The sequence below is a fragment of the Bacillus sp. FJAT-45350 genome (genome assembly GCF_002335805.1).
Taxonomy (GTDB): domain Bacteria; phylum Bacillota; class Bacilli; order Bacillales; family NISU01; genus FJAT-45350.
Genome location: NZ_NISU01000001.1, coordinates 431,816 through 446,734, shown reverse-complemented (window position 1 = coordinate 446,734; position 14,919 = coordinate 431,816). Strand labels below are relative to the sequence as shown.

11 protein-coding genes are annotated in these 14,919 nt (G+C 37.1%); all 11 read right to left on the bottom strand.

Translation table 11 applies throughout. From position 1 onward, the window contains the following. Window positions 1-68 precede the first annotated feature (68 nt). Entirely contained in the window at window positions 69-1,169 is a 1,101-nt protein-coding gene (gene spoVE, locus CD003_RS02235) for a stage V sporulation protein E (protein ID WP_096199260.1), read from the bottom strand. An 83-nt stretch (window positions 1,170-1,252) separates the two neighbouring features. Beyond that, complete coding sequence (murD, locus tag CD003_RS02230) at window positions 1,253-2,608, bottom strand: UDP-N-acetylmuramoyl-L-alanine--D-glutamate ligase (protein WP_096199259.1); 1,356 nt, start codon at window positions 2,606-2,608, stop codon at window positions 1,253-1,255. Next, a complete protein-coding gene (gene mraY, locus CD003_RS02225) occupies window positions 2,609-3,583 on the bottom strand; it encodes a phospho-N-acetylmuramoyl-pentapeptide-transferase (RefSeq protein ID WP_096199258.1) in 975 nt (324 codons plus the stop codon). A gap of 17 nt (window positions 3,584-3,600) precedes the next feature. Then, window positions 3,601-4,965 carry a UDP-N-acetylmuramoyl-tripeptide--D-alanyl-D-alanine ligase gene (locus CD003_RS02220; RefSeq protein ID WP_096199257.1) on the bottom strand — a complete coding sequence of 455 codons (1,365 nt, stop codon included), beginning with the start codon at window positions 4,963-4,965 and terminating at the stop codon, window positions 3,601-3,603. Further along, window positions 4,965-6,431, bottom strand: coding sequence for a UDP-N-acetylmuramoyl-L-alanyl-D-glutamate--2,6-diaminopimelate ligase (locus CD003_RS02215; RefSeq protein ID WP_096199256.1), 1,467 nt, complete (start codon window positions 6,429-6,431; stop codon window positions 4,965-4,967). Before CD003_RS02215 ends, CD003_RS02220 begins: the two co-directional genes overlap by 1 nt. Before the next feature lie 351 nt (window positions 6,432-6,782). Beyond that, entirely contained in the window at window positions 6,783-8,702 is a 1,920-nt protein-coding gene (locus tag CD003_RS02210) for a stage V sporulation protein D (RefSeq protein WP_096199255.1), read from the bottom strand. Between the two features lie 265 nt (window positions 8,703-8,967). Further along, on the bottom strand, window positions 8,968-11,148 hold the full coding sequence (locus tag CD003_RS02205) for a penicillin-binding protein (RefSeq protein ID WP_096199254.1): 2,181 nt from the start codon (window positions 11,146-11,148) through the stop codon (window positions 8,968-8,970). Between the two features lie 78 nt (window positions 11,149-11,226). Continuing rightward, window positions 11,227-11,592, bottom strand: a complete 366-nt coding sequence (gene ftsL, locus CD003_RS02200; RefSeq protein WP_096199253.1) for a cell division protein FtsL — start codon at window positions 11,590-11,592, stop codon at window positions 11,227-11,229. An 11-nt stretch (window positions 11,593-11,603) separates the two neighbouring features. Next, complete coding sequence (gene rsmH / locus CD003_RS02195) at window positions 11,604-12,536, bottom strand: 16S rRNA (cytosine(1402)-N(4))-methyltransferase RsmH (protein ID WP_096199252.1); 933 nt, start codon at window positions 12,534-12,536, stop codon at window positions 11,604-11,606. Window positions 12,537-12,618: 82 nt separating this feature from the next. Then, window positions 12,619-13,056, bottom strand: coding sequence for a division/cell wall cluster transcriptional repressor MraZ (mraZ, locus tag CD003_RS02190; RefSeq protein ID WP_096199251.1), 438 nt, complete (start codon window positions 13,054-13,056; stop codon window positions 12,619-12,621). Window positions 13,057-13,212: 156 nt separating this feature from the next. Next, on the bottom strand, window positions 13,213-14,832 hold the full coding sequence (gene bshC, locus CD003_RS02185) for a bacillithiol biosynthesis cysteine-adding enzyme BshC (protein WP_179295398.1): 1,620 nt from the start codon (window positions 14,830-14,832) through the stop codon (window positions 13,213-13,215). Window positions 14,833-14,919: the final 87 nt, after the last annotated feature.

Sequence of the window (14,919 nt, the reverse complement as noted above, 5' to 3'; positions counted from 1 at the left end):
AAATAGAAGAAAGGGAATGCTCACTAAGTGCTTATAAGCTACTTGCAAGTCATCCCCTTATTTATTCATTATATCCTGGAAAAACGACTGATATTTAATAGAACACCTATGGCGACGAGCATTAACGTAAGCGATGAACCACCATAGCTTAATAGCGGCAAAGTAATACCTGTAACTGGCATTAATCCTGTAACAACCCCAACATTAATCATGACTTGAATTGCTACCATCGCTATAATACCAACAGCTAAGAAACTCCCAAATAAATCAGGGGCACCTAAAGCAACCCTAATTCCTCGCCACAACAAAATACCAAATAAACTAATAACAATAAATCCACCAATAAATCCCAGCTCTTCTGTTAAAATCGCAAAGATAAAGTCCGTCTGTGGTTCTGGTAGGTAAAAGAACTTCTGCCTACTCTCGCCTAACCCTAGTCCCATAAGACCACCAGGGCCTATTGCATAAAGTGATTGAATAATTTGAAAGCCACTTCCTAATGGATCAGACCATGGGTCAAGGAAAGATGTTATCCTTTTCACACGATACGGGGCGGATATAATAAGTCCAACCAACCCAACAACCCCAACCATCGCCATTCCTACGAAGTGAGAGATTCGGGCACCAGCAACATAAATCATCACAACACATGTACCTACCATTACTGCACCTGTACCTAAATCTGGCTGAAGCATGATCATACCAAATGCAAGAAGTACTAGAGATAAGGATGGTACTAGACCCTTTTTAAATGATGTGATAAGCTTCTGATTCTCAGATAAATATTTTGCCAGAAAGGCTATCATCGCTAGCTTCATAAATTCAGAGGGCTGAATTGAAAAGGCTCCTATCCCTAACCAGCTTCTTGCCCCACCACGAACTAACCCTACACCCGGGATGAGTACAACCACTAACAAGATAAAGCAAATAATCAATAATACCTTAGACCACTTTCGCCATGTCCAATATTCAACATTCATCATAAAGAACATAGCAATCACACCTAGACCTGCAAAAAACAACTGTCGCTTCGCAAAGAAGAATGAATCATCAAATTTATAAGTTGCCCACGCAGCACTTGCACTGTACACCATAATCATGCCAATCAGTAGCAAGGTAATCGTTGTGATTAACAAAATAAAATCTGGTGCTGTTTTTGTTTTAGGCAATGAGAACACCTCATCTTTACAAGATAATTAGTACAACCTCTTTACCTAAAACATATGCACCAGATAGAAAAACATGTCCATTTCTATGATTTTAATGCTTCAATTGCCTCAATAAACTTGTCACCGCGTTCTTCAAAGGTCTTGTATTGGTCCCAACTAGCACAAGCAGGAGAAAGAAGAATGATGTCCCCTTCTCTTGATGCATCGTAGGCTAACGGTACAGCTGACTGAACATTTTCCGTTTCAATAATCGTACTTACACCTGCTTCTTTTGCTGCTTCTTTAATCTTATTCTTTGTTTCTCCAAATGTAATGACTGCCTTAACCTTTTGTAAAGCAGGTATAAATTCATCAAATGAATTCCCACGGTCCAAACCACCAGCTAATAAAACAACTGGGTTTTCAAAGGCAAATATTGCTGTTTCTGCAGCTGTTATATTTGTTGCCTTGGAATTGTTATAAAAGGCTCTCTCATTAACATTGGTTACGAATTGTAAACGATGCTTCACACCTGAAAAGGTCTTTATAACATGGATAATTTGTTCATTATTTGCACCCATTAATTTAGCTGAAGCAATTGCTGCTAAAATATTTTCAAGATTGTGTTTCCCTGGCAATACTACATCGCTCACAGGAGCTATCATCTCATTGTTAAAATAAATTTTCTCATCTTTAATACTAACACCTTCATCTAGAGGCTCATTCACTGAGAAAAAGATTTTCTTTCCTTTTGTATTTGCTGCTAGTTTCATGACCATTTCACTGTCTTTGTTAATAACAGCGTAGTCCTCATCCGTTAGGTTAGCAAACATCTTTCCCTTTGCTTCTCCGTATGCTTCTTTAGTTCCATGATAGTCTAAATGAGCATCATACAAATTTAATAAGACTGCCACTCTTGGATGAAATGTCTCTGTTCCTTGAAGCTGGAAAGAAGAAACTTCCATCACAATAATGTTATCTTCCGAAGCTTTCTGTACTACCTCACAAGCAACTTTACCAATGTTTCCTGCAACTAATGGAGTACGTCCACTATTTTCTAGCATTTCTACAATAAGAGTAGTTGTTGTTGTCTTTCCATTTGACCCTGTAATTGAGATAATCTCGGCATCCGATAATTTAGAAGCAAGCTCGATTTCAGTAAAGACAGAAATCCCACGAGTAACCGCTTCTTTTATGATTGGATTTGTGTAAGGAATTCCTGGATTTTTCACAATAAAGTCAACTGGCTCATCCAATAAAGATAATGGATGAGCACCGCAAATCACTTTTATTCCTTCTTTTTCTAACTCTTTTGCTTGTGTATTTTCCTCGATAGGTTTAGCGTCATTCACAGTAACTATCCCACCTAATCGATGAAGTAGACGGCTTGAAGCCTCTCCACTTTTGGCCAACCCTAACACTAACACGTGCTTACCTTGAAATTGCTGTTCATTCTTCATCTATATCCACACCTCTAAATAGATTCCTATAATTGCAAAAATCATCCCCACAAGCCAGAACGTGACAACAACTCTCCACTCGGACCATCCAGATAATTCGTAATGATGATGCAGAGGACTCATCTTAAATATCCGTTTCCCTCTTGTTTTGAATGAGATTACTTGTATGATTACAGAAAGAGTTTCGATTACAAAAACCCCTCCAATAATAACTAATAAGATTTCTAGCTTAAGTATTATCGCTACTGCTGCTATTGCACCACCTAACGCTAATGACCCCGTATCACCCATAAATACTTTTGCGGGATGAGCATTAAAAACTAGGAAGCCTAGAACAGCACCAACTACCGAAGCACAAAAGATTGCGACATCGACCATGCCTGCATTCCAAGCCAATACAGCAAATGCCCCAAAGGCTATAGCTCCAGTCCCAGCTAATAAGCCATCAAGACCATCCGTTAAGTTAACTGCATTTGATGCACCAACTAACATGACAATCGCAAATGGTAGATATAACCACCCAATATCGATAGATAGTGTTGTTGCTGGAATTGTAATTTCTGTAGAAAAACCAATTTGGTGAAGCACGATATAAAATATACCTGCTACTACTAGTTGACCAAGTAGTTTTTGTTTTGATGTCAGTCCTAAATTTCGTTTCATCACGACTTTAATAAAATCATCTAAAAATCCAAGAACCCCAAATCCAAATGTAACAAATAGCAATAAAATCATTTCTGTTGATAAAGATAAAAATTTAAATGAAATAACAATTGCAGTAACAATAACGGATATTAAAATCATCATTCCACCCATTGTTGGTGTTCCACTTTTCTTTTGATGTGATTTTGGTCCTTCATCACGAATGCTTTGACCGAACTTTAGTCGTCTAAGAAAAGGAATAATAATTGGTGAAAGTATGACCGAAACAAGAAATGACCCAATTAATGCAAATAATAATACCATTTCTAACATAGAATAACCCTCCTTTCCTATTGTGTTAACTCATCAACAACTGTTTCTAATTTAACACCTCTTGATGCCTTAAATAAAACAACTGTTGTTGAATTTAATAACGGTTTAATATATTTTGATACTTCTTCTTTAGTTATTATTGAATGCACTACCATTGTATTAACTGTCTGTTTCTGTAATTCATCCCCAATCCAATTTCCTTTATCTCCTACCGTAATAAGATGAGTAATTGGTTCATGAATAACCTTTGCAATTGAGCGATGTAATTTCTCTTCATCTTGACCTAGCTCATACATGTCTCCAAGTACGAGTATTCTTTTTGAATAATCATGTAGTTCCTTTATTGATTCTATTGCAGCAACCATCGATGTAGGACTTGCATTGTAAGCATCATTTATAAGCAACGAATCATTGTAACCTTTTCTACGTTCGAGCCTCATGTTCGTTAACTGAACTTTTGAAAGACCCTTTTTTATAAGCTTTTCATCTAATTTTAATTCCTCTGCTAGGGCAATAACATAACTTGCATTTTTGACATTGTGTTTTCCTAGTAAAGGCAGGTTATAACTTGTTTTATTATTCAGCTGAAATTCAAATCCATTTTCGTCTCCTGAATAAGAGGTAATCACAACATCATTTGTAGCTTCATAACCACAACAAACAGCATAGTTAGTATGATAAGAATGTAGTAAAGGCTCATCTCCATCTAGATAGACTTTTCCACCTTCTTTTAGACCGTCAACAATTTCCATCTTTGCCTTCGCAATACCTTCTCGACTACCTAGGTGCTCAATATGAGATTCACCAATATTCGTTACAATCGCATAATCAGGCTCTGCTATTTTGCTCAATAGAGATATTTCACCAAAATGATTCATTCCCATCTCTAATATTAGCACCTCACATTGCTGCCCCATGCTTAAGATCGTTAAAGGTAAACCAATATGGTTATTATAATTTCCCTTTGTTTTATGAGTACTATATTTTGTCGCTAGTACAGATTCTACAATATCCTTTGTTGACGTTTTTCCGTTACTACCTGTTATCCCTATAACAACTGGGTTTACTTCTTTTACATACGCTTTAGCTAACTGTTGCAAAGCTGTTAACGTATCATCAACAAAATATAATTGAAAAGAAGCCGGAAGGTCATTAGGCACCTTATGTTCTTTTCCCCATAAGGCACCTACTGCTCCATTATCTATCGCGGATTTAATAAAATCATGTCCATCAAATCGCTCCCCAACGATAGGAACGAATAAGCCATTATTCGTATGTACACGACTATCGATAAACACTTGACTATATAAGGTTGTTGTTTCCTCTGTCGATGAAGAAGACAGAAAAAGATTTCTTATCAGTTTTGAGCTAATATTCCCCATTATTCTCGCTCCTCAATCGCTTTTCTTGCTACTAAACGGTCATCAAATTCAAATGTCTCTTTTCCAACAATTTGATAAGTTTCATGACCTTTGCCAGCAATGACAATTACATCATTATCTTTTGCCATATTAATTACATCATAAATTGCTTCTTTTCTATCGATGACAGAACGGTAATTTTGACAGCCTTTAACTCCTTCTTCCATATCCTTAAGGATTTGTGCTGGGTCCTCACTACGTGGGTTATCTGAAGTAAATACAGCAAAATCGCTATGTTCAGAGGCTATTTTAGCCATGATTGGACGCTTCGTTTTGTCTCTATCTCCACCACATCCCACAACAACATAAACCTTACCTTGTGCAAACTCTTGTACAGTCTTTAGTACATTTTCTAAGCTATCAGAAGTATGAGCATAATCAACAACTACTGTATAAGATTGACCTGCATCCACTGGCTCAAAGCGCCCAGCAACACCCTCAACTTGTTCTAAACTCTCTTTGATTTGCTCAAGCGAGATTCCATAAGCTAAACAGGCACCTGTTGCAGCTAATGCGTTGTAGACACTAAATTTCCCAATAAGTTTAAGCTTCATTTCTATAGATTCATTTGCAGTAGTTAAAACAAAGCTAGTTCCACCTGCTGACATCTTAATATCTTTTGCCATTACATCACTTTTCGTATCAATTCCATACGTTAAAATTTGTGCAGTAGTCATTTTATCATATTCTTGACTTGCTGGATCATCATTGTTTAAAATCCCGACTTTTAATTTCCCTTCATCATACGTATTACCTAATTGGGCAAAGAGTAGGCCTTTTGCATACATATAGGCTTCCATCGTTTTATGATAGTCTAAATGATCAGGAGTAAGATTCGTAAAGACAGCAATATTGAAATCACAACCACGGACACGTCCCAAATGCAACGCATGTGAGGACACTTCCATTACTGCTGTATCAACCTTTTTTTCCCTCATTTCATGAAAAGCCTTTTGTAATGATAATGATTCGGGAGTTGTATTTTTCACTTCTCTAACTTCATCACCAATTTTCATATACATTGTACCAATTAATCCTGTGTTCTCACCTACATCACGTAATATCTTTTCAATTAAATGTGTAATCGTTGTTTTCCCATTTGTTCCAGTAATACCGATAAGGTTCAACGATCTGGTAGGATGATTATAAAAGTAGTTAGCAACAATAGCCATTGCTCTCTTTGTATCGTGAACTCGAATGACTGGAACAGTAGTTTCAACTTCCTTTTCAGCTAAAACTGCGACAGCTCCATTCTCTATTGCTTTGTCAATAAAATCATGACCATCAACGGTGTATCCATCTATACAAATAAATAGACTACCATTCGTAACTTCACGAGAGTCCATTTCCACTGACGAAATCTCAGGATTTCCATCACCTATTTTTTTATGGTTTTGAAGTATATTTGTCAATTTATCAAGTTTCATTTTAAATTCCTCTCAATCATCTCATTATCCTCAGCTTAGCAACAATATTGCTTTTTTAACCGTACTACTGTCCTCATATTTTCCTTCTATTAAATCGTATGTATAGGATACAAAGTTAAGACGTGACTTCCACTACACTTTTATATGCAACCCTTTAAACTAACCACATATTTACCTTGTTAAAAGTTGTAGTTCACCTCACTGTGTCTCACTAGAAACCCTCCGTTTTTTATAGAGGTTTTACAAAAAGTATAGCTATACTTTTTGTAAAACCTCTATAAAATAATATCATTAGCCAAGATACCCATTCTTGGCTAATGATAGACTAAAAATATTTTAATCTGTTCAATTCTATTTGTCACCCATATAAAGTCTTATTGTTGCTCCTTCTTTTACTTTGATTCCGGGTTGAGGAGCTTGTGCTAATACTTCTTGTCCTTCTCCAGTTGCATCAATCTTTAAATCATAGTACGCTTCGTGAATTTCACGCTTCGTTCTTCCAACTAAATCAGGAACTTCAATTAGCTTTTGATCATTCCACATATATTCTTTTTCAATTTGGTCTTCTCTTTTTTCAACACCCATTGCTCGTAAGCTATCACCAATAATTTTTCCTCCGATAGGTGCTGCAACAATTCCACCAAATTGTAACGTATCTTTTGGATTATCAATTGCTACGTATACAACAATTTGTGGGTCATCCATGGGAGCTACTCCGATAAAAGAAACAATATGGTTATTTTCTAAGTAACGTCCATCTTTAGCTTTTTGGGCAGTACCTGTTTTTCCACCAACACGATACCCATCAACGAATGCACCTTTACCAGTACCTTGTGCAACTACATGTTCAAGAGCGTTTCTAATTTGATCTGACGTATCTTGTGAGATAACCCTCTCTTTTAAAATCGGAGCTTGACTATGCAATGTTAGTCCTGTAACTGAATCAACCCATTCCTTTGCGATAAACGGCTGATATAAATATCCACCATTTACAGCTGCTGCAACTGCTGAAACCTGTTGAATTGGAGTAACTGAAACCCCTTGACCAAAGGCAGTAGTTGCTAGCTCTAGTGGACCAACATTATCCCGATTAAAGAGAATCCCTTTTGCCTCACCTTGAAGGTCGATCCCTGTCTTCTTTCCAAAACCAAATTTCTCAATATAGTCAAATAATCGGTCTTTACCAAGCCGTTCACCTAATACAACAAATCCAGGGTTACAAGAGTTTTGAACAACTTCTAAGAAAGTTTGATGTCCATGGCCACCTTTTTTCCAACAACGTAATCTGTGACCTGAAACTTCAATTGCTCCTTTATCGTTATACGTATCATTCAGTAGGTCAACTTCTCCTTCTTCAATAGCTGCAGCAATAGTAATAACCTTGAAGGTAGAACCAGGCTCATACTGCATCCAAACCGGTTTATTTTGATTATAAATCTCAGGTGGAACATCCCGAAAGTTTTCGGGATTATAGTGAGGACGACTTGACATTCCAAGAATTTCACCAGTATTAGGATCCATCGCGATTGCAATGGCGCCATCTGGATTATAAGTTGCTTCTGCAATGTCTAACTCTCGTTCAATAATCGTCTGCACCTTGCTATCAATTGTTAGTCGTAAATTCAATCCATCGACCGGAGCTGTATATTCATCAGCTAAATTTGGCATTCTTTTCCCTTTTGCATCAGAAAAAAAAGATACCCTTCCTTTTTTTCCACTTAATCTTTCGTCATAATAAAGCTCTAAACCTGTTAAACCTTGGTTATCAATTCCCGCAAAACCAAGTACATGAGATAAATAATCACCAAAAGGATAATGACGCTTACTATCCTCAGCAATATAAACCCCTGCTAGTCCTAGCGCTTTAACCTCACTAGCCTTCTCCTTTGAAACCTTTCTACCTTCTGGATTAATACGAACAATCGACTCCTTCTTCGTAATCAATTCATAGGCTTTTTTCCTATCCATGTTTAGAGCGGCAGCTAACTGCTCAGATGTTTCTACAGGGTTCTTCACCTGTCGAGGAACGACTAAGACAGAAGGTGCACTAACATTCGTAGCTAATACAACATCATTTCGGTCCAATATTTCTCCACGCATCGCTTCAAAAGGAATATCTCTGCTCCATGAATCTTCAGCTTTATCAGTGAGCCAACCTCCTAAAGCAAATTGAACATACCCTAAACGAATAGCAATGACAGCAAACACTAGTATCCCAACAAATAAAACGAACACGAGTCGCTTCCGCACTGTTACATTTGAAACTCGCACAGATCGTACCCCCACTTTCAGCATACATTTGATGCTATTTCTACATTACCTAGTGCATCTATCTTTACTATATGCTTGTACTATAGGGAATAGAACTGCCTGTACTAGTAACGATGCCGCTAACGGTTTTTATTCTATCAATTAGCTGATATCATTTTACATTTTGAGTCTATCAACAAATGAATTTCTAGTTGTTATACGCTAGTGAATATTGCTACCTCTTATAATTTCTTTGAACAATATCGCAAAACTTCAAGCAAGTTAACTAGATTGAAGCCTCAACCTCTTCTTCGTCTTCGTTTTCTGCATCATTAGTTTCTGTACTCGGTTCTTCTAGCTCAATATGAATATAGTCACCTTTCTGAATCTCTGCGCCTGGATTCACACTTTGTTTGAATACAAAGCCAGAACCGAAAATATTAGGCTTTAATTCCATTACATTCGATAGCTTCATTACATCTCTAAATGACCAACCTTCAACCATTGGCATAACATACGAATCTCCGTCCGTACGTAATAGTACCCTTTCCCCTTCTAGTATCGCACTATTAGGGATAGGTTGCTGCGCCTCAATCGTTTGACCATTACCAATCTTTATTACTTCAAGACCCTTAGCTAATAATTCTTGCTCTACAGAACTAATTGGCTTACCTTCGTAGTTCTCTAAAACAACACCCTCTTGTTTTTCCTCAATCATTTCCGTATATGAAGGTGTAATGTTCAAGTATTGTAAACTTTGTTTCATCACTGTATTAAAGATTTGAGAAACAGGTGCAGAACCAGCTTCTACTGGCTTTAGCTTAGGACGATCTACCGCTACATAAACGACTACCCTCGGGTCATCCTTTGGTGCCATTCCTAAAAAAGAAAAAATGTTTTGATTTTGCCCCTGAATGTATCCGCCTCCATTTGGGTTTGGAATTTGGGCGGTACCAGTTTTTCCAACTACATCAAAACCTTCAATTTGATAAGGCTTTCCTGTGCCTGCTGGAGAAACAACAACCTGTTCAAGTACGTGTAACATTTCCTTTGCTGTATCTTCTGAAATAGGTGTACCCACTTCTTCAGGATTATTCTGTTCAATGACGGTCCCCGTTTCTGTATTAACAACACGATCAATTACATAAGGCTTCATCATTGTCCCGCCATTCGCGATAGCTGAAGCTGCCTGAACCTGCTGAATTGGTGTTATCGCCGTTGCTTGACCAAAAGCTGTTGTCGCCGCATCAATCGTATAACTATTTGCGATTAGTCCAGTTGCTTCATTCGGTAAATCAATTCCAGTCGGTTGCGAAAGCCCAAATCTATCAACATATTCATAGAGTTTTTCTGGTCCTAGCTTTTCTAATGCTATTTTCGAAAACGCAACATTGGAGGAGCGCGCCATACCCTCTTCATAAGAAATCATTCCCCAACCTCTTCCACGGTTATGGTCAGAAATTGTACGATTACCTATTCGATACGTTCCCGATTGAAACAGTTCTTGTCCATTGTATAAGCCTTCCTCAATCGCTGCCGCCAGAGTGAACATTTTCATTGTTGAACCAGGCTCGAATCTATCTGATACAGCATAGTTAATATAATTTGTGATTTCCTCATAACGATTTGGATTAAAACTCGGACGATTACTCATTGCTAGAATTTGTCCATTTTTCGGATTGGAAACGATCGCTATAATACGTTCAGGCTCATACTCCTCTTCCACTTTTGTCATAACCTGTTCTAACGCTGTCTGAATATTCGAATCAAATGTTAAATATACATCGTATCCATGCTTTGGAGGATTAATAATTTCGTTTGGATTTGGAAGTCGTATTCCCTTTCTATCGCTTTGATACTGAACAAACCCGTCTTCGCCTCGTAAATATTCGTCTAGACTTAATTCTAAGCCCATTCGAGATTTATTCATATCACGCTCAGTATAACCAATTATATGAGAAGCGTAAGTTTGTTTCGGATAATATCGACGTGGCTCTTTTCTAAAGAATATACCTGGTAAATCAAATTCTACTATATTGCTCATCAATTCATGGCTCATATTTGTCGCATTCGGACCAAGTTCTACTTGGAATTGTTCGTTTCTTAAAAGCCTCTGTTCTAAATCATCTACTTGTACATCAATTAATGGCGCTAGTAATTCAGCCGTTTTGCGAGGGTCCTTTACATGATTCGGTTGGTCTTCCCGTAAAACGGCATACATTGTGTACGACGTAATCTCTTGAGCTAATGTACTACCATTTCGATCGAATATCGTACCCCTTTGACCTTCTAGTGATCTTTTCTTTGTCCATCGCTCTTCTGCTATCTGTTTCAGGTCTTCTCCGTTAACCTCTTTAGCTGCTTGTATATAAACAAGTCTACCAAATAAGAGTGAAAAACCTAATAGGAATACAACCATGAGGGTTACAGCACGAACATTCGTTACTGTTTTTTTTCTAAATTGCATTTCTCATCACTTCCATTTTCTCATTCTAGGATTAATCCTGAGCCATTAAAATGAAAAGAAAACTAGTCCGAAATCGAACTAGTTTTGTATAACCTTTACTTTATTATCATCAAGGGTCATGCCTAGTTTCTCAGTTGCAATATGTAAGATTCGGTCAGGGGCACTTAATTCAACAACCTGTAGCTGTAGACCATCGTTAACTTGTGCTTGTTGTTGTATCGAACGTTCTAACGTATGTATTTCTTGATTCACTGTGTAAATAGAGGCGTAATTAGCTAATATAAATGAAGATAAGCCAACACCAGCTACTAATAAAAATCCAACAATAGCCTTTTCACCCCTTGTTATCGTTGACCTTACTCTTCTTAAAGCAGGCTTTTGTTTTGGTTGTACTTTCTTTCTAACTACTTGCTGACTTTCTAACTTTCTCGCTAAATTACTCATCCGTTTCCCCCCTATTGTTTTTCAGCAATTCTCAATTTTGCTGAACGTGAACGATTATTTTCCTCTAACTCATTATCAGAAGGTAAGATTGGCTTTCTTGAAATCAACTTCAGCTTCGGCTCATATCCTTCCGGGATGACAGGTAATCCAGGTGGTAAATCTGGCCCCCTGCTTTCTTTCTTAAAAATATCCTTACATATTCTATCTTCTAAAGAGTGGAACGTAATAACACAAATCCGCCCACCTTTACCTGTTATTTCAATTGCATCCTCTAGCGCATAATCAAATACACGGAGCTCATCATTAACAGCAATACGGATTGCTTGGAACGTACGTTTAGCAGGATGACCACCTGTTCTTCTCGCAGGAGCTGGTATCCCTTCTTTAATAATCTCCACAAGCTCTCCAGTTGTATCGATCGGTTTTTTTTCTCTGTGAGCTTCAATCTTTCTTGCGATTTGTTTCGCAAATTTCTCTTCGCCATATCTAGAGATAATAGAAACTAGCTTAGCAAAGGGCCATTCATTTACAACGTGGTACGCTGTTAGTTCGGCACTTTGATCCATTCTCATATCAAGTGGTGCATCTTGATGATAGCTAAACCCTCTTTCCGCTTCATCCAATTGTGGTGACGAAACACCAAGGTCAAATAACACACCATCAACAGAAGTAATTCCACGATTTGCAAGTTCCTCTTTTAAATGGCGGAAATTACTTTTAATTAGCGTGAATTTCCCTTCGTATTCCTTTAGTGTCTCTTCGGCATTCTTTAATGCAATATCATCTTGGTCAAAGGCAAATAAATGACCATTCTCTCCAAGCTTTGAAAGGATTAAGGAGCTATGTCCTGCCCCACCTAATGTACAATCAACATATACCCCGTCCTCTTTAATTGCTAATCCATCTACAGACTCTTCCTTCAATACCGTTATATGATTAAACATTCATACACCTTCTTTATGTAAAGTTTGATTGATGTTATCGTCAAAGTGCCTATACATACAGCTTTACATCCCATACTTTGGCTTACAAATCAATATCAAAATCTACAAGATTCTCAGCTATCTCTCCAAAAGAATCCTCCGATTCTGCAAAGTACTCTTCCCAGATTGTTTTACTCCATATTTCCACTCTGTTACTTACTCCAATAACAACACAGTCTTTCTCAAGATGAGCATATTCTCTTAGTGGTGAAGATATATTTACTCTCCCCTGTTTGTCTAAATCGCATTCAGTAGCACCTGAGAAGAAAAATCGAGTAAAAGCTCTGGCATCTTTTTTGGTAAATGGAAGTGACTTTAGCTTTGACTCTAATTGCTTCCATTCATCGTAGGGATATACAAATAAACAGCGATCTAAGCCACGGGTAACGACAAAGGACGCACCAAGCTCTTCTCTGAACTTTGCAGGTATAATCATCCTTCCTTTTTCATCGACAGTATGCCGATATTCCCCCATAAACATGGCTTTTGACTCCTTCCCCCACTTCCTACCTCTAAATTACCACAACACCCCACTTTTCACCACTAAATTTTCAAATTCTATTCCAAACAAAAAAATCCTGCTAAATCGCAGGATTTTTTTGTTTAATTTTTAAAATAATTATTATAAAACTAGTGATTATAAATAGATGACCTTATGTAGATAGTTCCTTTTAAGTTGTAGACTACTAATTCTAGGTACAAGATCACTACCATATTGATTTAAATAGTAAAATATATTGAAAAATCGTTCTTGAGGCTTACCATCTGGTGAAAAGCTCATCTCAATAAGATCAAAATGGGAGAGTTCAACTTCATATTGCTTTCGAATTTGTCCTTCTAGCTTTTTTTCTAAATAAGTAAGTTGACCTTCTATTATTTGGTAATTTTTTAAAGCGATTTTTTCTAAAGACGGATCAATAGCCGTAGCAAGGTCTTGAAATTCTCGATGCACCGCTGAAATCTTTTCTTTAACTAATATGGCTGTCTCTTCAACATTCCATTTTTTTTGCTTTTCATACCATTTATTTTTCTCCTGAGAAACTCCTTGCAGAGCCTCTTCAGCAGATACTTGATATTCCTCTAACCATTTCTCAGTTTGCCTGTCTACTATCGTAGCTGCTATACGAGGGATAAGTGGTGGTATTTTATATGAAAATAAATGAAACACTTCTTTAAGGGTTGACCAATACGCAATTTCACCTGGACCACCAACGAATGCCAACACAGGAAGTAGCTCCTCTTGCATTAGTGGACGAGTAACTACGTTATTACTTAAGTACTCAGGAGATTCCTTTGCTATCTTAAGGAGTTCATCAGTTGATAATGTTCGTTTTCCTGTATTGAAATGTTCCCCTTCTCTATCGATTCGGTGTCTTTTACCATTTTCGACATAAAATAAATTTCCATTCTCCACTGCGAGCTCGATCGGACTTGTAAAGCCAAGCGATTCAATCTGTCTTACACCTTCTATAAAAGCCTCTTGTATTTGTTGATTCTGTTCTATCATTTTAACAAAATACGTTTTTTCTAACTGCCTTACATTTTTATCAGCAGAATCAAGCAATAACAAACCTTCTTCTTTAAATAACCAACTCATCAATTCAGCAAAGAAATCCACAAAAGTGTTAGAACGCTCTAACAATTCAAGTGCCACGTTATAAAGCTCTTTCGTATGTGCTGTTTCTTTATAACTAAAGAACACTTTTTCAAGCCACTGCTTTACATCTTTTTGTTCTATTTCAAGATATGAGAGCATCTTTTTATTTAGGGATTGATCAGAAATAGCGTGTTTTTTCCAGTTGTTGTTTGAATTCGATTGGATAAAAATATGATGAATTTCTGCAAAATCATGATCCTCTCCTGCAATCCAGAACAAAGGGATAACCGGTACACCTAACTCGCTTTCTTGCTCCTTTGCAAGTTCAATAACCGTAATCGCTTTATAAATTGTATACAATGGTCCTGTTAAAACACCAGGCTGTTGCCCGCCCACAACAAATAAGCTATTTTCATCTTTTAATCGTTCGATTTGTTCCAATGCCTTTGTGTTGTATTTATAATTTTTATGTGCTTTCTCTAAGACACTTGCTAATTCTTGTCTTTGAAAGTTTCTTTTTTCTAAATCTTCCTTCCGCTTATGAAACTTCATCTCGTCATTTAGTGAGTAATCAAATAAAGACGCAATCTTTTCATCTGACTGAATATAGCCTTTAGCTATATCATTTGTAAGGGGAAGGATATACTCTTTCACATTCATTATGTAACGCCCTTTCATTCGTGAATGGGGAACTTTCGGTAGTATTATAGCAAAAAGTTTTATGGATACCAAAGAATGTGCTTATTA

Coding starts and splice junctions, on each gene's coding strand:
- murD (WP_096199259.1), bottom strand. CDS start 2,608: ATGAAGAATGAACAGCAATTTCAAGGTAAGCACGTGTTAGTGTTAGGG.
- mraY (WP_096199258.1), bottom strand. CDS start 3,583: ATGTTAGAAATGGTATTATTATTTGCATTAATTGGGTCATTTCTTGTT.
- CD003_RS02220 (WP_096199257.1), bottom strand. CDS start 4,965: ATGGGGAATATTAGCTCAAAACTGATAAGAAATCTTTTTCTGTCTTCT.
- CD003_RS02215 (WP_096199256.1), bottom strand. CDS start 6,431: ATGAAACTTGATAAATTGACAAATATACTTCAAAACCATAAAAAAATA.
- CD003_RS02205 (WP_096199254.1), bottom strand. CDS start 11,148: ATGCAATTTAGAAAAAAAACAGTAACGAATGTTCGTGCTGTAACCCTC.
- ftsL (WP_096199253.1), bottom strand. CDS start 11,592: ATGAGTAATTTAGCGAGAAAGTTAGAAAGTCAGCAAGTAGTTAGAAAG.
- rsmH (WP_096199252.1), bottom strand. CDS start 12,536: ATGTTTAATCATATAACGGTATTGAAGGAAGAGTCTGTAGATGGATTA.
- mraZ (WP_096199251.1), bottom strand. CDS start 13,056: ATGTTTATGGGGGAATATCGGCATACTGTCGATGAAAAAGGAAGGATG.
- bshC (WP_179295398.1), bottom strand. CDS start 14,832: ATGAATGTGAAAGAGTATATCCTTCCCCTTACAAATGATATAGCTAAA.